This window comes from Paenibacillus sp. FSL H7-0756, from assembly GCF_038006765.1.
Taxonomy (GTDB): Bacteria; Bacillota; Bacilli; order Paenibacillales; family Paenibacillaceae; genus Paenibacillus_AQ.
In genome coordinates this window covers 746,112-765,410 of record NZ_JBBOVT010000003.1, presented here as the reverse complement: position 1 = coordinate 765,410, position 19,299 = coordinate 746,112, and the positions used below count along the sequence as shown (strand labels likewise).

General features: G+C 54.1%; 21 protein-coding genes. 9 read left to right on the top strand and 12 right to left on the bottom strand.

Features of this window, described 5'->3' with window-relative positions; genetic code table 11:
- Positions 1 to 38: 38 nt before the first annotated feature.
- Positions 39 to 749 (bottom strand): metal-dependent hydrolase, encoded by a 711-nt coding sequence (locus NST04_RS29415; protein ID WP_341187410.1) that lies wholly within the window; start codon positions 747 to 749, stop codon positions 39 to 41.
- A gap of 232 nt (positions 750 to 981) precedes the next feature.
- Between NST04_RS29415 and NST04_RS29410 the strand changes: the two genes are divergently transcribed.
- The 3 genes from NST04_RS29410 to NST04_RS29400 all read left to right on the top strand — a co-directional run bounded on the left by NST04_RS29410 (position 982) and on the right by NST04_RS29400 (position 3,297).
- The gene (locus tag NST04_RS29410) at positions 982 to 1,893 is read left to right on the top strand and encodes a DMT family transporter (RefSeq protein ID WP_341187409.1); all 912 of its coding nucleotides are present in this window, start codon (positions 982 to 984) and stop codon (positions 1,891 to 1,893) included.
- Between the two features lie 122 nt (positions 1,894 to 2,015).
- The gene (locus NST04_RS29405; RefSeq protein ID WP_341187408.1) at positions 2,016 to 2,828 is read left to right on the top strand and encodes a Cof-type HAD-IIB family hydrolase; all 813 of its coding nucleotides are present in this window, start codon (positions 2,016 to 2,018) and stop codon (positions 2,826 to 2,828) included.
- Positions 2,829 to 2,940: 112 nt separating this feature from the next.
- Positions 2,941 to 3,297, top strand: coding sequence for a hypothetical protein (locus NST04_RS29400; RefSeq protein ID WP_340991419.1), 357 nt, complete (start codon positions 2,941 to 2,943; stop codon positions 3,295 to 3,297).
- 4 nt (positions 3,298 to 3,301) lie between these two features.
- On the opposite strand, the gene NST04_RS29395 is transcribed toward NST04_RS29400, so the two are convergent.
- The 8 genes from NST04_RS29395 to cysT form a co-directional block, all read right to left on the bottom strand.
- Positions 3,302 to 5,065, bottom strand: a complete 1,764-nt coding sequence (locus NST04_RS29395; RefSeq protein ID WP_341187407.1) for an ABC transporter ATP-binding protein — start codon at positions 5,063 to 5,065, stop codon at positions 3,302 to 3,304.
- Between the two features lie 15 nt (positions 5,066 to 5,080).
- Positions 5,081 to 5,662, bottom strand: coding sequence for a GNAT family N-acetyltransferase (locus NST04_RS29390; protein WP_341187406.1), 582 nt, complete (start codon positions 5,660 to 5,662; stop codon positions 5,081 to 5,083).
- Positions 5,663 to 5,963: 301 nt separating this feature from the next.
- On the bottom strand, positions 5,964 to 6,311 hold the full coding sequence (locus NST04_RS29385; RefSeq protein ID WP_341187405.1) for a VOC family protein: 348 nt from the start codon (positions 6,309 to 6,311) through the stop codon (positions 5,964 to 5,966).
- 90 nt (positions 6,312 to 6,401) lie between these two features.
- Positions 6,402 to 7,184: an MBL fold metallo-hydrolase gene (locus tag NST04_RS29380; RefSeq protein WP_341188081.1), complete on the bottom strand. Its 783-nt coding sequence runs from the start codon at positions 7,182 to 7,184 to the stop codon at positions 6,402 to 6,404.
- A gap of 207 nt (positions 7,185 to 7,391) precedes the next feature.
- Positions 7,392 to 8,465, bottom strand: a complete 1,074-nt coding sequence (locus NST04_RS29375) for a sulfate ABC transporter substrate-binding protein (protein ID WP_341187404.1) — start codon at positions 8,463 to 8,465, stop codon at positions 7,392 to 7,394.
- Positions 8,466 to 8,495: 30 nt separating this feature from the next.
- Positions 8,496 to 9,560, bottom strand: coding sequence for a sulfate/molybdate ABC transporter ATP-binding protein (locus tag NST04_RS29370; RefSeq protein ID WP_341187403.1), 1,065 nt, complete (start codon positions 9,558 to 9,560; stop codon positions 8,496 to 8,498).
- Between the two features lie 2 nt (positions 9,561 to 9,562).
- Positions 9,563 to 10,360, bottom strand: coding sequence for a sulfate ABC transporter permease subunit (locus NST04_RS29365; RefSeq protein WP_341187402.1), 798 nt, complete (start codon positions 10,358 to 10,360; stop codon positions 9,563 to 9,565).
- Positions 10,357 to 11,172: a sulfate ABC transporter permease subunit CysT gene (cysT, locus tag NST04_RS29360; protein ID WP_341187401.1), complete on the bottom strand. Its 816-nt coding sequence runs from the start codon at positions 11,170 to 11,172 to the stop codon at positions 10,357 to 10,359. The genes NST04_RS29365 and cysT overlap by 4 nt, the downstream gene beginning before the upstream one ends.
- A 194-nt stretch (positions 11,173 to 11,366) precedes the next feature.
- Here cysT and NST04_RS29355 point away from each other — a divergent pair, with 194 nt between their 5' ends.
- Positions 11,367 to 11,768: a secondary thiamine-phosphate synthase enzyme YjbQ gene (locus NST04_RS29355; protein WP_036727896.1), complete on the top strand. Its 402-nt coding sequence runs from the start codon at positions 11,367 to 11,369 to the stop codon at positions 11,766 to 11,768.
- Positions 11,769 to 11,912: 144 nt separating this feature from the next.
- Here the strand turns inward: NST04_RS29355 and NST04_RS29350 are convergent, their stop codons facing one another.
- The 3 genes from NST04_RS29350 to NST04_RS29340 all read right to left on the bottom strand — a co-directional run bounded on the left by NST04_RS29350 (position 11,913) and on the right by NST04_RS29340 (position 14,612).
- Complete coding sequence (locus NST04_RS29350) at positions 11,913 to 12,494, bottom strand: TetR/AcrR family transcriptional regulator (protein WP_341187400.1); 582 nt, start codon at positions 12,492 to 12,494, stop codon at positions 11,913 to 11,915.
- 3 nt (positions 12,495 to 12,497) lie between these two features.
- Entirely contained in the window at positions 12,498 to 13,130 is a 633-nt protein-coding gene (locus tag NST04_RS29345) for a YigZ family protein (RefSeq protein ID WP_076159126.1), read from the bottom strand.
- A gap of 126 nt (positions 13,131 to 13,256) precedes the next feature.
- Complete coding sequence (locus NST04_RS29340) at positions 13,257 to 14,612, bottom strand: glucose-6-phosphate isomerase (protein ID WP_036700477.1); 1,356 nt, start codon at positions 14,610 to 14,612, stop codon at positions 13,257 to 13,259.
- Positions 14,613 to 14,872: 260 nt separating this feature from the next.
- On the opposite strand from NST04_RS29340, the gene NST04_RS29335 reads away from it, so the two are divergent.
- From NST04_RS29335 to NST04_RS29315, 5 genes are all read left to right on the top strand, one after another.
- Complete coding sequence (locus NST04_RS29335) at positions 14,873 to 15,772, top strand: NAD(P)-dependent oxidoreductase (protein WP_341188080.1); 900 nt, start codon at positions 14,873 to 14,875, stop codon at positions 15,770 to 15,772.
- A gap of 72 nt (positions 15,773 to 15,844) precedes the next feature.
- Positions 15,845 to 16,324 carry a GNAT family N-acetyltransferase gene (locus NST04_RS29330; RefSeq protein ID WP_341187399.1) on the top strand — a complete coding sequence of 160 codons (480 nt, stop codon included), beginning with the start codon at positions 15,845 to 15,847 and terminating at the stop codon, positions 16,322 to 16,324.
- 493 nt (positions 16,325 to 16,817) lie between these two features.
- Positions 16,818 to 17,633 carry an ABC transporter ATP-binding protein gene (locus NST04_RS29325; protein WP_341187398.1) on the top strand — a complete coding sequence of 272 codons (816 nt, stop codon included), beginning with the start codon at positions 16,818 to 16,820 and terminating at the stop codon, positions 17,631 to 17,633.
- A gap of 19 nt (positions 17,634 to 17,652) precedes the next feature.
- On the top strand, positions 17,653 to 18,483 hold the full coding sequence (locus NST04_RS29320) for an ABC transporter permease (protein WP_341187397.1): 831 nt from the start codon (positions 17,653 to 17,655) through the stop codon (positions 18,481 to 18,483).
- Between the two features lie 7 nt (positions 18,484 to 18,490).
- Positions 18,491 to 19,282 carry an ABC transporter permease gene (locus NST04_RS29315; protein ID WP_036696916.1) on the top strand — a complete coding sequence of 264 codons (792 nt, stop codon included), beginning with the start codon at positions 18,491 to 18,493 and terminating at the stop codon, positions 19,280 to 19,282.
- Positions 19,283 to 19,299: the final 17 nt, after the last annotated feature.

Here is a 19,299-nt window from a genome sequence, read left to right as displayed (position 1 = left end):
TGGGGTTCTTTGTCTTCGTATCCTTGCCGGATTCGCCGCTATACAAGCACGAACACATACACAACGAGCGCCAGCGTAAGCATCACGCATACTTTCTCCACCGCGTTGCCCTTTTTGGTGCCGGTGCTCATCAGCTTCAGCCGCAGCTTGAAGGGGATCGGAGGCAACGGGGTGATCCCGCGCTGGGTCAGGGAGTCGGCAAGGAGATGCAGTCCGTAGGACAGGCTCCCGGCAATCCACAGACTGCCGCCGTCATTCATGTCAAGGGAGACGAAGTACAGCAGCGCGCCCCATCCGGCCACGGCATACAGCGTATGTGTGATTCCCCGGTGTGGAACTATGGAAGCTACGACCAGCACACAGGCGGCGATATAGTTCCATGGATCATAGGCATCGGCAAAAGCAAACAAGGCCAGCGCAATCAGCAGCATCACCAGATGCCGCAGCCTGCGGCTGGGCAGGAAGGATACGCTGCCGACCAGCAGCGCCAGTGCGATATTCCAGGGCGGCTCCGCTATCCCGGCAAAATAAAGATAAATGCCCGCTCCGATCAGCGCTACCTGCAGAATACGCAGCAAAAACTCCGGCACGGCCTTGCGTACCAGCATGGAATTCGGCTCGTCGATATCGGGCAGCAGTGAGCTGACCACGGCGACGGCAACAGCCGGAAGGGTAACGGCATGCCCTAGCAAGCTCATGGCGGACAGGGTAACCCCGGTGCTGATAACTAAATGGGATTTGCCCATCATGGTGAATCCGCTCCTTAGATGAAAGTATAAATGCTTCTGGATGTCCCGAAATAAGAACAGGTGTGCGGTTACCGAAGTATACCAAGGCTTTCCTTTTTTGTCCAGCTTATATGTAGTTTAGAGGCTCTTCAGGCCCGCGGGGTCAAGGAAGCCATACAGTTTCGGCTTGTCCTGCCCCCTGTTTTAGGATACAATTTGGACAACTCAACTGGCCCTGAAAGGATGACACACTGTGAATCGCTCCCGAATCGCCGACTTAAGTCTCCTCCTGGTGGCGATGATGTGGGGATGCACGTTTCTGATCGTGCAGTCCGCCGTGCGGGTGCTGCCGCCGCTTGCCTTTAACAGCATCCGGTTTACAGGTGCCGCTGTGCTGCTGGCCTTGATTACCGCTGTCTTTTACCGCCAGGAATGGCGTAAGCTGAGCTTGCGCATGGTGGTGCATGCCCTGCTGCTGGGCCTCTTCCTGTTCCTCGGCTACGGCTTCCAGACCATGGGGCTGCTGTACACCACCACTTCTAACACAGGATTTATTACCGGTCTGTCGGTGGTGCTGGTGCCGTTCCTGTCTCTGGCGCTGCTCAAGACGGCCATCTCCAGATATACCTGGCTGAGCGCCGGGCTTGCAGCAGGCGGCTTGTATCTGCTGACTTTTACCGGCTCTGCCTTCTCCCTCAATAAGGGCGATGGCCTGATTCTGCTCTGCGCCGTGGCTTTTGCGCTACAAATCGCGTATACCGGCAGATACGCACCGCGTTATCCGGCCCTGCCGCTGGCGGCGCTTCAGCTCGGCTTCGTAGGCCTGCTCAGCATCGCTGCCTCCCTGCTCGTGGATGGAAGCGGCCCGCTGCTGCACAGCGGAGAGCTGCTCCGCCAGCCGGAGGTGCTCTCTGCGATGCTGATCTCCATCGGGCCAACCAGTGCCTTCGCCTTCTGGATTCAGACGGCCTGCCAGAAATACACCACCCCGTCCCGGGTGGCGATCATCTATGCCATGGAGCCGGTGTTCGCGGCCGTCACCGGCCTGCTCTTCGGCGGAGAGACGCTCGGCGCATCTGCGCTGCTCGGCTGCGGCTGCATTCTGGCCGCCATGCTGCTGGCAGAGCTCAGCCCCGCACCGTCCGGGACCCAGGCGGAGGGCTGAACCGGAATCCGCGAACCCTTTTACCAGATTTGCTACAGACAGAGAGCCGTGCTTCCGTTCCTATTCCTATAGAAGTGATAGCGGATAGCCGGACTACAAACCATACTTAGGAGAGAACCCAAATGTACAAATTGATTGCCATTGATATTGACGATACCTTGATTAACGACGACAAGGAAGTGACCCCGGCCACCCAGACCGCGCTGGAGCAGGCTGTAGCCGCAGGCGTTGTGGTTACCCTTGCTACCGGCCGCGCTTATGCTTCCGCCCAGGCGATTGCCCGCCAGACCGGACTGAATGTGCCGATCATCACCTATCAGGGGGCGCTGGTAAAGAACCTGCTTGATGAAGAGGTCCTGTATGAGCGTTATGTGCCGCAGGACGCGGTGCGCAAGCTTTTCCAGTATTGTGTAGAGCATGACCTGCACCTGCAGACTTATATTGACGACAAGCTGTACGCCCGCGAAGAGAACCAGAAGCTGATTGACTATTCCACTCTGAACGGAACGCAGTACTACATTGAGCCGGACTGGGAAGCCAAGCTGGTTCCGCAAAAAACACCAAAAATGCTCATTATCGATGATCCCGATTTCCTCGATGAGCTGTCTCCGATCCTGCGCAGCCTGCTCGGCGATTCGGTTCATATCACGAAGTCCAAGCCGCATTTCCTGGAGATCATGCATCATGAAGGCACCAAAGGCCTGGCCCTGGAATTCCTGGCAGCACACTTTGGCTGCGAGCTGTCCGAAACGATGGCTGTCGGCGATTCCTGGAATGATCATGAGATGCTTGAAGCTGCGGGGCTCGGTGTGGCGATGGCGAATGCCATTCCTGCGCTTAAGGAAATCGCTGATTTCATTACACTCAGCAACAATGAGGACGGCGTGAAATACGCCATTGATAAGTTCATTCTTAACACAGTCCAAGAAGCATAAGCTGCTGTAATAACAGCGGAGTATAACACCCAAAAGGGTGGTACCCCGCAGGTTCATGGTACGAACTGCGGTGCGCCACCCTTTTATCCTAATATAGAGAGGAAGATCCTTCATGGAAGAGATATCAAATGAGGAACAACTGCAATCCATAGCCTCGATGCAATCGACCATCCGTAAGCTTGAGAGCGCCCTAACCCAGATGACAAGCAGCGGCTCCAATACGACTCTGGTCCAGAAACGCTTGAATGCCATGCAGATCGGGTTAGCTGTTCTGGACAACGTCTGGAATCAGAAGCCGCTCTCTTATACCCCTGCCGAGCTGGCAGAAGCCCGCCATGTTCTGCTCGGGTTAACCCCATCCGTAGAATCCAGTTATGCCAAGTCAAAGGCCGGCAGCCCGCAGCGGACGCTTCTTGAAAGAAGACTCCAGGCGCTGGGACAGGTGATCCAGGCCATGGACAGTTTTTAGCAGGCTAGACTATAGGGGTTAACAATTCCTCTTCCGCCTCCTGCTCCAGCTGTGAATGATACAGATCCGAGTACCGCCCCTCAGCCGCAAGCAGCTCCTCATGTCCGCCCAGCTCTACAATCTCCCCGTTCTCCATCACCAGTATGACATCGGCATTCTGGATCGTTGAGAGCCGGTGGGCGATCACAAGCGTTGTCTTATCGTTCATGAGCTTACGGATCGCCTGCTGGACCATTCGCTCCGACTCATTGTCGAGAGCAGCCGTAGCTTCATCCAGCAGCAGAATCGGCGCATTTTTGAGCATCGCTCTGGCAATGGACAGCCGCTGTCTCTGGCCGCCGGACAACCGGGAGCCATGCTCACCGATATCCGTGTGTATGCCTTCCGGCAGCTCCATCACGAACTCATACGCATTCGCCTGCCGCAGCGCCTCAACAATCTCTTCATCTGACGCACCAGGCTTGCCGCTCTCGATATTGTCCCGGATACTCCCGGAATACAGGCCCGACTCCTGAGGTACATAGGCGAAGTAGCTCCGCAGCTCTGCAAGCGGTATTCCGCTGATCGGACGGCCGTTGATCGCAGCCTCACCCGCATCTGTCTGATAGAAACCAAGCAGCAGCTTGAACAGAGTAGATTTCCCGCCGCCGCTCGGACCTACTACGGCCATTTGTTGTCCGCATCTTAGCTCCAGACTGACCTTGTTCAGGCTCTGCTTCTCACTTCCCGGATAGCTAAATGATACCTCTGCAAGCCGAAGCTCCCCGAATCCCGGCAGCTCCGCCCGGACTTCTGGCAGCACCTCAACCTCCGCAGGCGCATCCATCACCTCGAAGATCCGCTCCGCTGCACCCAGCGACTGCTGCATGGAAGCGACCAGGCCCGGCAGGGACGAGAACGGACCCACCAGATAGTTCATCAGCTGAATGAAGGCGATCATCGCCCCGACCTCAAGTCTTCCATTCGCCACGAACCACCCGGCAATCACCAGCGCCAGCAGGAAGGTCAGATTCCCCAGCAAGGAGGAGATCGCTCCGGTTGCGCCTTCGATTCTTGCTTTCTTTTTCTCCCCTGAGGCAATATCCTCACTGTAGCCCACATATTGCTTCTGCAGCCTGCGCTCCATGGAGAAGGCCTTGAACACCATACTGCTGCCCAGAATATCGTTCAGAAAAGCCGTCGTCCGGCTCATACTTTCCTGCACCCGCACACTGTTGATGCGCATCGCATTGCCGAAGATTTTACCGGTCAGGAACAGCAGCGGCCCGATGGACAGGCAGATCAGCGCCAGCAGCCAGTTAATATAGAGCAGATAACCGAAGGAGGCTACCGCCAGCAGCGGGTTGCGCAGCAGATCCAGCATCACCTGCCCGCAGGCTTCCCCCACCGACTGATTGTCATTCGTGAACCGGGACAACAAATCACCCGAATGATTGCGGTCGAAATAAGACTGCGGCAAGGCCAGCGTATGTCCCATCATATCCTGGCGCAGCTCATTTCTGATTTTGGCCGATACATTGGTCTTGAGATACGCACTGACGAAGGTATTCAATCCCGTAACCAGCAAGAAAAGAATCCCGAACCAGGTAAGCCCCTTGAACGCCTCCACATCCAGCCGGACCGCCGCATCCGTAATCCGGGCCAGGAACCAGGCCATCGTAAGATCGAGCACAATACTGAACAACGTCACCAAGAGCAATACAGCATAAATTAGCTTATGCCTAAGCATGTATGTACTTAATCTGGTAAAAGCGCCTTTCTTCTTCACATCATCAGCTCCTCTTTAGAATTCAGCACCCCGCACCTTGGCATATACCTTGCTGTCATGGAGCTCCCCGTCCGACTCACGGGTGCTTTTGCGCAAAATACCATCCAGTGTAAATCCGGCACGCTCCGCGACAGCCGCGCTTCTCCCGTTAAGGGCACTGCACCGGATTTCAATCCGGCTTGCTCCAAGTTCTCTGATTGCAAAATCTGTAATTCCGTTCACCGCTTCCGTCATGTATCCCTTGCCCGAGCAAGAGCTTCTGATCCAGTACCCTATTTCGAATTGGCGGCAATCCCAATCCACATGATGCAGACCTATATTGCCCACGAATCTGCCGTCCTCCTTACGGAAAACCTCCATATTCAAAGTGGTGCGTTTCAGATAGGCTACTTGCGATTCACGGACGTATTGCTCCGTTTCCTCCACAGCCGGCATACTCTGGGCAAAGGGCATCCACGGCTTCAGCTCATCCAGACTCTCCCGGATGGCTTCATTCATTTCCTTACCGTCTCCAGGCCGCAAAGCACGGACAAGCAGCCGCTCTGTCTCAAAGCTCTCTGGAATATCTAGCATAATCGGAATGAAATCATTACTCATATTCATAAACCTCCACGATGATCGATTGATTGGATTATGGAACATCGTTATAGTATAGTGCCTCCTTCTCTTTTTGAAAATAAAGAAATAAACACATCATATACATAAAACTGGAAGAGGGGCTCGTGGTGGGCCCACTCTCTGCGGCTCCGATGTCTCTAGTTTACTAGACCCCAGGTAAGGGACCCAGCGGCGGGGGGCTGATTCCCATGTCGGTCTTGGGGCTGAAAAGCATAATAAAAACTCCCCATACAGCAGCAGTAATCAAACCTGTCTGCTCTATGAGGAGCGTATTTCGGCTTTATTTCTCCCAAAGCTCAACCAGCCGCCCGTCAGGGTCTGTAATCCAAACAAATTGTCCGAATTCGCTACTCTCTTTGTTCTTGGCAAGCGGTACGCCTATCTGCTCCAGATGCTTGATAACCTCGTCCAGATCATGAACCTGGAAATTCAACATCACCTGTTGCTCTGCCGGGAAATAAGGATCATGCTCACTGAAGAAGGACAAGACCGTCTCATTGCCTGACCCGGGTCTGATTACAGTCCCGTTCCAACTGTCGATTTCAAGCTTCAGTGCCTCACTGTACCATTTCTTCACCGCTTCAAGATTTCCGGTCCTCCAGAAGATACCTCCGAAACCTTTGATCATCACAACCAGCTCCTCTCGGCACTCCAACTCACTAATTCAAATTGCACACATCCTAAGTGACATCACACAACTCCCGCACTACTATGCTGCTTAGAACTCCTCCCGGTACAGCGGAAGCCTCATCCCCGTCACAGCAAGCGTAACCTTCTCAGGCAGAATATAATCCTTGTCCAGATTGATGTCATGCGACATATGTGTGTAGACCGCATGGCGCGGCTGAACGGTCTCCAGCAGGTCGGCGGCTTCGGTCATATCATACACAGAGCGGGTGGACAATTCAGCTGCCTCGTAATAAAAGCTGGTTCCCAGCACCAGCAGGTCCGCTCCATGCATACGCCTGGTTTCCTCCGTGGTCAGAGAGATCGAGTCCGGGCAGTACACCCAGACATAGTCCTCCTTCTCCAGCCGGTAGGCGTAGGAATAACCATTCTTGCCATGGTTGACCCGCCAAGTCGAAATCTGCCAGCCGTCCAATGTGATGCCGTCATCGCAAGGAATCATGTCGATATGTCCGGTGAGCCACGGGTATTGCCGCTGAATGACAGGAATAACCTCTGCCGGAGCGTACAGCTCGCCCCGGAAGCCCATCCAGCGGCAGCTGTCGGCCCACTCCGGCAGCCCGCCGATATGATCGAAATGCGCATGTGTCACGAGCAGACGCTTCATGGTACGGTGTCCCTGCAGCTCCATCTGCCGCCGCCAGTCCGGTCCGCAGTCGATCGCCAGGAAGCCGCTGCCGTTATCTATAAGCACAGAAGAACGCAGGCGGTTGTTGCGCCCGGTGATTCTCGCTTCCGTGCAGGTCTCACAATCACAGTAGACCCGGGGTACGCCCATGGCATCCCCTGTTCCGAGGAACACTAATGTATCCATATGCCCGCCCACCTCATCGTCTTTTTCTCGAATATCTGTCAGTTTATTATAGAACAGGAGCCGGTCCTTTGCACACTGGCCCATAAGAACGGCAAAGAGCTGTCCTTCAGCCTCATCCGGCCGGAGAACAGCTCTCATTATCCCTCGCACTGCACCTAAGCACATGTCTGCTAATCGCACTCTGCTCCATCTATCAGCCTAGCCAGTCTAGATCCCGGCCAGCACCTGATACCATATGCCCCGCTTGGAGTATAACGTGGTGCGGACTTCCTCCCAGCCGCCAAGATAGCTGATGTCGAACAGTCCGGCAGGAACCGGATACTGGCTCTCATGTGCCGCGTAGACTTGCTGGTTCACGGGACGGAAGCCGAACTTGGCGAATATCTCCTGTGCCTCAGGCGTTGTCAGATAATCGACCAGCGCTTCTGCGGCTGCACGGGTACCATGCTTATCCGCATACTTATCCACCACGGCCGCAGGATTCTCGATCAGGATCGTATTCTTCGGGATGACCACCTCATACTTCACACCCTCGGCAATCCGCGCCAGCAGCTCATTCTCATAAGTGACGATTACATCGCCCACCCCGTACTCGAAGGCAGCCATCGAGGCCCGCCCGCTTTTATCCAGAGATTCGACGTTTCGGTGTATGCTCTCCAGAAAAGCCTTGGCCGCCGCAGGGTCCTTCGCCCCCTCCTGCTCCTCCGAACGCTTCAAGCCAGCCCCGTAGATTGCGTTGATGTCCCACTGGGCACCGCCGGAGGTCTTCGGATTAGGGTAGAGCACCTTCACCCCCGGCTTCGCCAGATCGGCAAAATCATGAATCCCCTTCGGATTGCCCTCCCGCGTTCCCAGAGCCACAACCGACCGCGTCACCATGCCCGCCTCACCGCCGCGCTGCTTCCAGTCCTTCTCCACCAGACCGGCCTTGACCAGCTTCCCGACATCGCCTTCCATGGCAAGCAGCGTGACATCCGCCTCGAAACCGCCGGCAATCGCCCGCGCCTGGGTACCGGAAGCCTCATAGGACTGCTGGAATACGATCGATTGACCGGTATCCGCCTTCCACTTCTCCGCGAACCCGGGGAGAATCTCGCCCATGGCATCCTTCACCACGCTATAGGCACCCACCACAAGCGTCAGATCTCCCTGCGGAGGCGCACCTGCCTCTCCCGCAGCCTGCTGCTCATTCCCGCAGCCGGCAGCGGTCAGGGCGAACACCGCCAGCAGTAAGACCGTCAGCCATCCGTGCAGTTGTCTGCTCCTTCTGATAAGCCTCATACCGGCGACACATCCCACATCATTTATTTTTTAGATAAATACAGGCATCGGATCTTTCTTCAGTCCATTCTCCTGAATCCAGCTCCGCTCCTCATTGAACAGGTAAGCGCGGTGTACCAGCACGGATATCTCCTGGCCCGGAGTCAGCGTTTCTTTCTCCAGGGAGCGGTAGGTGACCAGCTTATGTCCCTTTACCTCAACCTCCACGAGCCATTCACTTCCGCGAAAATGCAGATGCTTGACCGTACCCTGCTCCGTGGCCGAAGCCATTTTGAATTCATGCAGGTAGCCTACCTCAATGTACTCGGGACGGATCAGCGCCTTGGTCGGCTTACCGTCGCCTGCGCCCTCGAAGCCCTTCAGCTCGGAGGCACTCTCGATCAGCGTAGATTCCCCGATGAAGGTGGCCACAAACGGTGTCTTCGGCTCTTTATAGATATCCCAAGGCGTACCCTTCTGCTCCAGCCGCCCCTGATTAATGATCATAATCTCATCCGCCACTTCAATCGCCTCATCCTGATCGTGGGTAACGAAGATGGAGGTGATCCCGACACGTTCGATCAGCTCCCGCAGCCAGGAACGCAGCTCCTGGCGGATCTTCGCATCAATCGCGGCGAACGGCTCATCCAGCAGCAGCAGCTGCGGCTCAGGGGCCAGCGCCCGGGCAAAAGCCACCCGCTGGCGCTGCCCCCCGGACAGCTGATGCGGATACCGGTTCTCGAAGCCCTTCAGTCCAGTCAGTTCCACCAGCTCGGTGACACGGTCACGGATGACAGACTTACTGGCTTTCTTGACTTTCAGGCCAAAGGCGATATTCTCGAACACCGTCATATGCTTGAACAGCGCATAATTCTGGAAGACAAAGCCGATCTCACGCTCCTGCGGCGGAAGATGGTTCACCGCCCGGCCGTGGAAAATAATCTCGCCGCTGTCCGGCGTCTCAAGTCCTGCAAGCATCCGCAGGATCGAGGTTTTGCCGCCGCCGCTTGGGCCGAGCAGCCCGATCAGATGGCCTTTGGTAATGCCGAAATGGACATCCTTCACCGCATGAAAATCGCCAAAATGCTTATCGAGTCCCCGGACCTCTACATGCATAATTAGTGCCCTCCCTTTCTTCTCTTGCTCCATTCCATAAGCAGCAGCAGTCCTGCGGAGAATGCGGCCAGCACCAGTGCTATCCCGCCCGCAGCCGTAACATTGAAATTCTCGACATCCTGATAGACCAGTGTGGTAGCCGTCTGGGTCCGGTTCATAATATTACCTGAGACGACAAGCACCGCACCGAACTCTCCCAGCGAGCGGGCCACCGTCAGAATCACTCCATAGATAACCGCCCAGCGGATAGACGGCCAGGTCACCTTCCAGAAGGTCGTCCAGCCATAGGCGCCAAGTGTAGACGCAGCCTCTTCCTGCTGGGAGCCGATCTCTTGCAGCACCGGCATCACCTCGCGCACCATCAGCGGGAATGTCACGAACAGCGTAGCAATCACCATTCCCGGAAAAGCATACACAATCTTCACTCCGATTTGCTCAAACAACGCACCCAGCGCACTGTCCGGCCCGAGCAGCAGAACGATCATCAGCCCGCCGATAACCGGCGATACCGCATAAGGCAGATCCACAATGCTGTTCAGCAGGCTTTTGAGACGCCGCCCCAGCCAGTTCGCCCGCACCAGATACAGGGCCGTCATAATGCCAAACAGCGTATTCAGCAGCGTCACTACCCCCACAACGTATCCGGTCATCAGCAGCGCATGCAGCGCCTCGGGCCGGGTCAGGGCGTTCCAGAAGCCGCTCCAGCCTTCGCTGAAGGCCCCCATTGTCATCCTGCCAAGCGGAGCTGCGATTAGAATAAAGAACACGAGATAGGTCAGTCCAATCCACAATCTTCTCATGATCTTCTCCCCCGCATCTGCATAAGGCTGATCAGCCAGAGAATCAGGAAGGATAAGGTCAACAGAATGATCGACACCGCGGCGGCTCCCGCCGGATTATCACTTTCGACCTCTCCGAAAATATAAACAGAAGACACCAGCGTGCGCCCCGGAATATTGCCTGCCACGAGGACAACCGCACCGAATTCAGCGAGCGCCCGCGAGAAGGCCAGCATCCCGCCGCCGATCATGCCAGGTGCCATTGACGGAAGAATGATCTGAAAGAAGACCCGGCTTGGCTTTGCTCCCATCGTATAGGCTGCCTCTTCTTCCGAAGCATCCAGCTCCTCCAGCAGCGGCTGTACTGCCCGGATGACAAAGGGGAATGTGACGAATACCATGGCAATTACAATGGCAGGCTGGTGGAAAACAATCGTGAAGCCCAGGGATTCCGCAAGGCCCCCGATCAGGCTTCCCGGACCCAGCAGCAGCAGAATCATCAGTCCGCCAACCGCAGTAGGCAGAGCAAACGGGAGATCGACAAGGCTGTTCAGCAGCGCCCTGCCCCGGAACTTATAACGGATAAGGACCCAGGCGATCATCGTGCCCAGCAGCACATTCGTAAGAGCCGCAATGACCGCCAGCTTGAGTGTTAACAGGACCGACTTCCAGGCAATTGGATCGCTTACACTTTCAGTGAAGCTTCCGAGCCCGGATGAGAATGAATTGTAATAGACCCCAAGGATCGGCAGCACAATCAGTATGACAAAATACAGTACAACCGTTGATCTAAATCCCCAGGTCCAGCCCTTGTGCCTGATCAGCGAATTCAATGGTCAACCTCCCACCTCCGGATAACCGGTCGGTATACTCGACTTTAAGGTTTGATTATTCCTATTAATATACTTGGTTTAAAGTTATCCCTACTTTACCAAATACCGCTTGCTGCCGTCAATTACTTTGTTAGTTTTTGGGTTAAAGTATAAGTAGCACTTGTTGCATTCAAATCAGAGAGGGGCTGTTCATGATGCTGCATACTATGGAGATCACCACCAGCAAACGGGATGAAATGCGGGATATTACCCGCGAGGTTCAGGCTTATGTGAAGAATAGCGGGGTACTTAACGGACTGCTGATTGTCTATTGCCCGCACACCACCGCAGGGATTGCGATTAATGAGAACGCCGATCCTGATGTGAAGCGTGATGTGTTGATGCGTCTGGATGAGGTCTATCCTTGGGAGCATCCCAAATACCGCCATGCGGAGGGCAATACGGCTTCCCACCTGAAGTCCATTACGGCCGGTCCTTCGCAGACTCTTATAATTCATGAAGGGGCTGTGCTGCTGGGCCGCTGGCAGGGCATCTATTTTTGCGAGTTCGACGGTCCAAGGCAACGCCAGTGTCACCTCAAAATTATGGAAGGCTAGCACTGCCTGCCCTTGTAGAAGAGCAGCAACGCATGAACCGCGAAGCTGCTCTCTATACAATTTATAGTTCCTGAAACACTTTCACCATGCAAAGTTATACCAATGCAACGCTCTAAAGTACGAGCTGTTAAAAAAAACAGCTTATTATAAACTGCGGCTTAATACCTTGACATGTGTCAGGGCAGCTTGCTTCACATCTTCGAACAACACTTTATCCTGAATATAATACGAAATGAATCCGTGAGCAGATAAGAATAAGGTCAGCGGCACCTTCTGCCAGTCCTCCGATACATATCCCTCTTCCTTCATATGACGGCGGACAATACTTGCGAATAACTCGAAACACCGGCCCTGCTCTGCCCGGCAATACGCCAGCAGCTCTTCGTCGCGGATCATGAACATGATCTCATACTGATACGGATGATCCAGCCCGAACCGGATGAACTCCATAATCAGCTGCTCCACCCGGGTCATTCCCTCTTCAGGCGGAGTGGTCATAGCCTCATTCAGCAGCGAAGCCACATGATTGAAATCCTCAACTACAATGGCGTAGAAAAGTTCGGCCTTCTCTTTGAAATGGTAATACAGGGAGCCGTGGCTGTAACCCAGGTGCTGGCCAATGCTGCGCATCGAAATGGCACGGTACCCTTTGGTGATGAAAAGATGCCTCGCCGCCTCCAGAATTCTTTCTCTCGACAACTCCTGTTCCACTGCTCTTCTTGCCATAATCTATTCCCCTTCGCTGTAGTAAAGCCGCCGCCCTTCCGTAACGAGGGATTGCCCCTCCGTAAGATCGGTTATCCATGCGATAAATGCGTCACCTTCATCATTGCGCGGAAGACACAGCAGTGTAACTTTATCCGTAAACAAAGTTTCTCCGGTCTGGATATTCCGGCTCCGCAGTGCATTCTCCACCTTGCCCAGCCAAGTGTACTCGATTTCCACGAATACCTCCCGTCTCAGCACACGTGTAATGACCTCTCCGGCCTCAAGCGCCAGTACAGCGCCATCGGTATAGGCCCGGATCAGCCCGCCTGCACCCAGCATAATGCCTCCGAAATAACGGGTAACTACAATAGCGACATTCTTCACCTGTTGGCTGCGGATTACTTCCAAAATCGGTTTCCCGGCCGTTCCACTCGGTTCCCCGTCATCCGACTGTCTCTGGATCTCATCCCTCTCCCCGATCATATAAGCAGAGCAGTTATGCGTAGCATTCCAGTGCTGCTTCTTGATCGAATCGATAAATTGCACAGCTTCTTCCTCGTTCTCCACCGGCATAACATGCCCGATGAAGCGTGATTTACGGATTACGACCTCCAGCGAGCCGGGGGTACGCACCGTCCGGTATTGTTCCAGCATTGTTGTCCATTCCTTACTCTACATGTGATGACTTGATATATATTAGGAGCAGCCCTGGTAGTGGTTACCTATGGACTGCTCCCTGATGACTTATCTTACTATGAATGATCTGCGGCTAGAGTGGGACTATTCGGTAAGTCTGGCTTCCAGCTCTGCCTTTTCTTTCTCGTAGCCTGGTTTGCCCAGCAGTGCGAACATGTTCTTCTTGTAGGCTTCAACACCCGGCTGGTCGAACGGATTCACACCCAGCAGGTATCCGCTGATCCCGCAAGCCTTCTCGAAGAAGTACACCAGATAGCCGAAAGTATAAGGCGTCTGGTCAGGAATCGTAACGATCAGGTTCGGCACCTGTCCGTCGGTATGCGCGAGCATAGTTCCCTGGAACGCCTTCTTATTCACGAAGTCCATCGTCTGGCCGGTCAGGAAGTTAAGGCCGTCCAGATCGTCCGGATCATTCTCGATCGTTACATGGTGCTGTACCTTCTCCACTTGAATAACCGTCTCGAAGATGTTGCGGTTACCCTCCTGAATGAATTGGCCCATGGAGTGCAGGTCCGTCGAGAAGTCCACCGAGGACGGATAGATTCCCTTGAAGTCCTTACCTTCGCTTTCGCCGTACAGCTGCTTCCACCATTCAGAGACAAAGTGCAGGGACGGCTCGTAGTTCACGAGGATTTCTGTCGTCTTGCCTTTGCGGTAGAGCGCGTTACGTACTGCAGCATATTGATAGCTCTGGTTCGTAGCCACATCGGGATTGTTGAACTCATCGGCTGCGGCTGCGGCCCCCTGCATCATTTCTTCAATGTTAATTCCCGCTACGGCGATAGGCAGAAGGCCTACCGGTGTCAATACGGAGTAACGTCCGCCTACATCATCCGGGATAATGAACGACTCATAGCCTTCTTCGTTAGCCAGCTTCTTGAGTGCGCCTTTCTCCTTGTCTGTTGTAGCGTAGATCCGTTTGCGTGCTTCTTCCTTGCCGTATTTCTTCTCCAGTGCTGCACGGAAGATACGGAAGGCAATGGCAGGCTCGGTAGTTGTACCGGATTTGGAGATTACGTTCACGGAGAAGTCTTTGCCTTCTACCAGGTCAAGCAGATGCGTGATATAGGTAGAGCTGATGTTATTACCGGCAAAATAAACCTCCGGTGTCTTGCGCTTGTCCTTGGACAGGTTATTGTAGAAAGAATGCGACAGCGCCTCAATAGCTGCGCGTGCTCCCAGATAAGAGCCGCCGATCCCGATCACGATCAATACTTCGGAATCACTCTGGATCTTCTTGGCCGCCTGCTGAATGCGGGCGAATTCTTCCTTGTCATACGCTGTAGGGAGATCGATCCAGCCCAGGTAATCGGAGCCGGCTCCGCTCTTGTTATGCAATTGTTCGTGGGCCAGCTTCACCGGAGCGGCGAAGTAGTCGATCTCGGTCTGGCTGAAGAAGGAAAGGGCTTTGGTGTAGTCAAAATTAATCTTCTTGGACATCGGTAATGGTAGCCTCCTGTTTATCTCTTTAGATTTGACACCGTGTGTTGCAACATTATAATCTAGAATACTTTAATTTGCCTTGACTGGCAAGGTCTTAAGGCATATCCCCGGCTTTCCGAACCCTGTTTATGAAAAAAACACTGAAAGCGGTTACCAAGCAGACAAGCATACCTGTTCTGTGGAACATGCTGTAACCTTCTGATAGAATGAAGGCAAACTTAGTTTCTATAATATGATCTCAGGAGAGCAAAGGTGGAATTGAAATGAAGCACATCGGCTTTATCGGACTCGGAACAATGGGAGCACCTATGGCGTCGAACCTGCTGCGAAGCGGCTTTGAGGTTACGGTGTACAACCGTACAGCAGCGAAATGCAAACCTCTGGAACAGGAAGGCGCGAAAACAGCCGCCACACCGCAGGCAGCAGCGGAAGGCAAGGATGTTATTATCACCATGATCAGCAACGATGATTCGATCCGTGAAGTCTTCTACGGTGACGATGGTATTCTCGCTACCCTTCAGCCGGGAACAACTGTGGTTGATTCCAGCACCATCTCCCCCGGCCTTGCAAAAGAGATCGCCGCTGAAGTTGAAGCGCGGGGCGGCAGCTTCCTTGATGCCCCTGTAACCGGCAGCAAGCCGGCAGCTATCGACGGCACACTGGTCTTCATGGTCGGCGGACATGCCGAAGTGATTGAGAAGCACCGGGATCTCTTCGACTCCATGGGCCGCCTGCTGCTTCATATGGGCGCTAACGGCAGCGGCGCTGTAGCCAAGCTGGCTCACAATGCCATGGTCGGCATTCACAATGTCGCGCTCGCCGAGGGCTTCTCCATCGCTGTGAAGTCCGGGGTGCCCGCAGACAAGTTCCTGGAGCTGGTGAAGAACGGTTCGGCCGGCAGCAAGCAGGCCGAGCTGAAGGGTCAGAAGATCATTGATGGCGACTTCAGCAACCAATTCTCACTCGCCCTGATGCTTAAGGATCTCAAGCTGGCATCCTCGCTCAGTGATTCCACCGGCGTCCCTTCCCCTATGCTCGGCGTAGCCAAGAGCATGTTCCAGGCAGGCTTCAACCACGGCTACGGCGACGAGGACCTGTCCGCGGTGGTCAAATCCTACGAGGACTGGATCGGGAAGAAGATCGGAGAAGGTAACTAATCTAACGGCGGCTTTTCCAGAATCTGTTTATGATGGTGTTACACACTATTGTAAACAGAGGAGGAAATTTCAATGCTGACCTTTGAACTCGCCCGGCCACAAGATGCAGCCATGTTGGCGGATGTACAAAAAAGAACCTTCGACGATGATGCCCGCCGTTATCAGGATAAAGAGGAGGATGGCCCTCCAGGCTATGATTCGGTGTCTTGGCAGATCGGGCAAATGCAACAGAGCCATTATTACAAGCTCCTGAAAGATGGTGAAATTGTCGGCGGGATGATTATTTTCCCTTCTTCTTCAGAAGAGGAATGTCATCTGGGCCGCATCTTTATCGATCCGCTCTGCCAGAATCAAGGCTTCGGACATGAGGCTTTGCATTTCTTATTTGTACAGTACCCTGCTGCCAAGCGCTGGACGCTGGATACACCCTCGTGGGCCGTCCGCAATCATCACTTCTATGAGAAGCACGGATTCATTCGTACCGGAGAAATCTATGATGCGGAGAGCAGCCAGAGCATCTGGGAATATGCGCGGACACATCCGCTGACATAGGCAAGCTGTTTAGAGCAGAATTATCCTATCGGGTGAACCACCCGATATTTTATGCCGCACCTAAGAATGTATTCGGTTTTCCGCATACATTTGGACCATGTGCCGACGCCTAGCCTATTGTGTTCGGTTTTCCGCATACATTCTGCCCGCATCCCATCGAAAAGGTGCCCTGGAATTCCAGGGCACCTTTCTTTGCATTCATGGCAAGGCCGCCTAATTAGGGCGAGAACGCAAAAATACCGGTGATTTCATCACCGGTATGAGAAGTTTATTTTACAGTACATATACAAAAAAACATACGTTTTCCTTGCGTTAACTATAAAATTAATATAGCACAGAAATGTCAACATAACAAGCATTTTTATGGAAAATGAAGAAAATAAATGATTCTCCCACTGTTAGCCGGGCAGCAAGGATCAAGAAGGCGTCCGACGCAGCTGTCCCCCTCTCCTCCCCTGATGATATGATCTTCTGCACGAAGGAGGCGACTGACATGCAAATCAGACTAAGAGATATCCGCAAAAGCTTCAAGGTGTACAAACGGCCCGAAGGAAAATGGGGACTGCTGAGAGGAGCGTTCATGCGGAATGTGACCCGGGTGGACGCGCTCGGCGGCATCAGCTTTGATATTGAAGAGGGTGAACTGGTAGGTTACATTGGCCCGAACGGTGCCGGCAAATCCACCTCCGTCAAGGTAATGAGCGGCATCCTGACACCCGATAGCGGAGAATGCACCATCTTGGGCAAGATTCCATGGAAGCACCGCGTAGAGCATGTGTCCAAGATCGGCGTCATATTTGGCCAGCGCTCACAGTTATGGTGGGATGTTCCTGTGGCAGACTCTTTTGATGTGCTGAAGGATATTTATGCGATCCCCCCAGGCGACTACCGCTTAAGACTATCCGAGTTATCGGCAACACTTGATGTGGGAGCGCTCTTAAGGACCCCGGTGAGGCAGCTTTCGCTCGGGCAGCGGATGCGCTGTGAGCTGGTAGCGGCACTGCTGCACCAGCCGAAGCTTCTCTTTTTGGATGAGCCAACCATCGGACTCGATGCGGTATCTAAGCTGGCGCTGCGCAATTTTTTGAAGGAAGAGAACCGGAAGTACGGGATTACGATGCTGCTGACCACACATGATATGGACGATATTGAGGCATTATGCCAGCGGGTCATGGTGATCGGGCATGGCCAACTGCTCTATGACGGGCAGCTCTCAGGTCTGCAGCAGAAATATGCACCGGAGGTCGTCATGAAAGTGAACACGGATGCGATGATTGCGGCTATGTACAATGACTTGGCTTTGGGCTAAAGCCATCAGGAGGTGCACAATGAACTTTAGAAATACATGCCGGGCCTGCAGCTCCCTCTTCCGAATCCGCATGGCAGAAGGGCTCCAGTACCGGGTATCCGCCATATCGGGCACGATGGTCAGTGTGTTCTGGGCGCTTATAGAATGTGTGCTGTTCACCGTGTTCTATACATACAGCGACAATGGCTCCTGGAACAATAACGGACTCAGTCTTCCTCAGGCCATATCCTATGTCTGGCTGGCCCAGGGGCTGTTTGTACTCCAGAGTATGAACATCGACAGTGAAATTATGGGCAAAATCAACAACGGTGACGTCGGTATCGAGCTGTGCCGGCCCATGAACCTGTACGCCCACTGGTTTGTCAAAAGCTCGGCCGGCAAGCTCGGCACCAGTTGGATCAGGGGACTGGCTACCGTAATGGCCGGGCTCCTGATGCCTGCCGGATATGCCCTAGGCGGACCCGCCTCCCTGCTTGCACTATTCTATTTCCTTCTGTCGGCAGTTATGGCGTTTGTACTGTGCTCGTCCTTCGCTATGCTTGTGACTGCGATCCGGCTGAATATCACTTGGGGGGACGGACCGACCTATATGCTTCTACTGCTAAGCGGCATATTGTCCGGCACCTATCTTCCCCTGCGTCTCTGGCCTGATTTCATGCAGACCTTCCTGTACCTGCAGCCGTTTGGCGGATTTGCCGACATCCCTCTGCAGCTCTATATAGGAAGCGTGGCTCCTGCCGCCGCATTGCCCGGCATCGGCTTACAGCTCCTCTGGAGCCTTATCTTTATCGCAGCGGGCCGGATGATCATGAAACGCAGACTGCACAGCATTATCGTCCAGGGAGGGTGAGTAACGTATGCTTGCTGAAGGTAAAATTTATTGCAAATACTTGCGGATGCATCTGCTGTCCGGCATGGAATACAAAGGCTGGTGGCTGATGTTGATTCAGGTGCTTACCGTAGTAGTCACTGATCCCATCGCCACCGTCTTGTTGTTTTCCCGCTTTGGTAATGTGGGCGAATGGACTGTGGCCCATATCATTCTGGTATACTCGCTGGCGGTGGCCTCCTTCGGACTTGCCGAGAGTCTATGCCGTGGTTTTGATTATTTCCCTTGGCATCTGCTGCGCTCCGGCGATTTCGACCGGCTGCTGCTCCGTCCACGGTCCCTGTTCGTGCAGGTCGCCGCCTCCAGATTCCATCTGCACCGGCTGGTCCGGCCGTTTACAGGGATCTGTGCGGCGGGCTGGGCGCTGGGACAGCTCGGCGTTCCCCTGACGCCCGGCAGACTCGGCATTCTGGCGATGGCGCTGGCCGGAGGCTGCCTGATGTACTGCGGAGTGTTCGTACTGACCTCTGGGCTTGCTTTTTTCACTATCAAAGGGCTGGACTGGATCTTTCTGCTGACCAACGCCAGCTATCAGATTACCCGCTGCCCGGAGCCTTATATGCCGCGGATGCTAAAATCCGTGTTCAGCTTTGTACTCCCCATGCTGTTCATCAGCTTCTATCCGGCGGCCACCGTCTGCGGCTGGGATTACCCCCGCTGGCTGGGCTTCCTCTCACTTCCCTCTGGAGCTGCCTTTCTCGGAGTGTCTCTGCTGGTCTGGCGCATAGGAGTGAGGCATTACAAAAGCACGGGGAGCTGACAAAATAAAAATGCAAA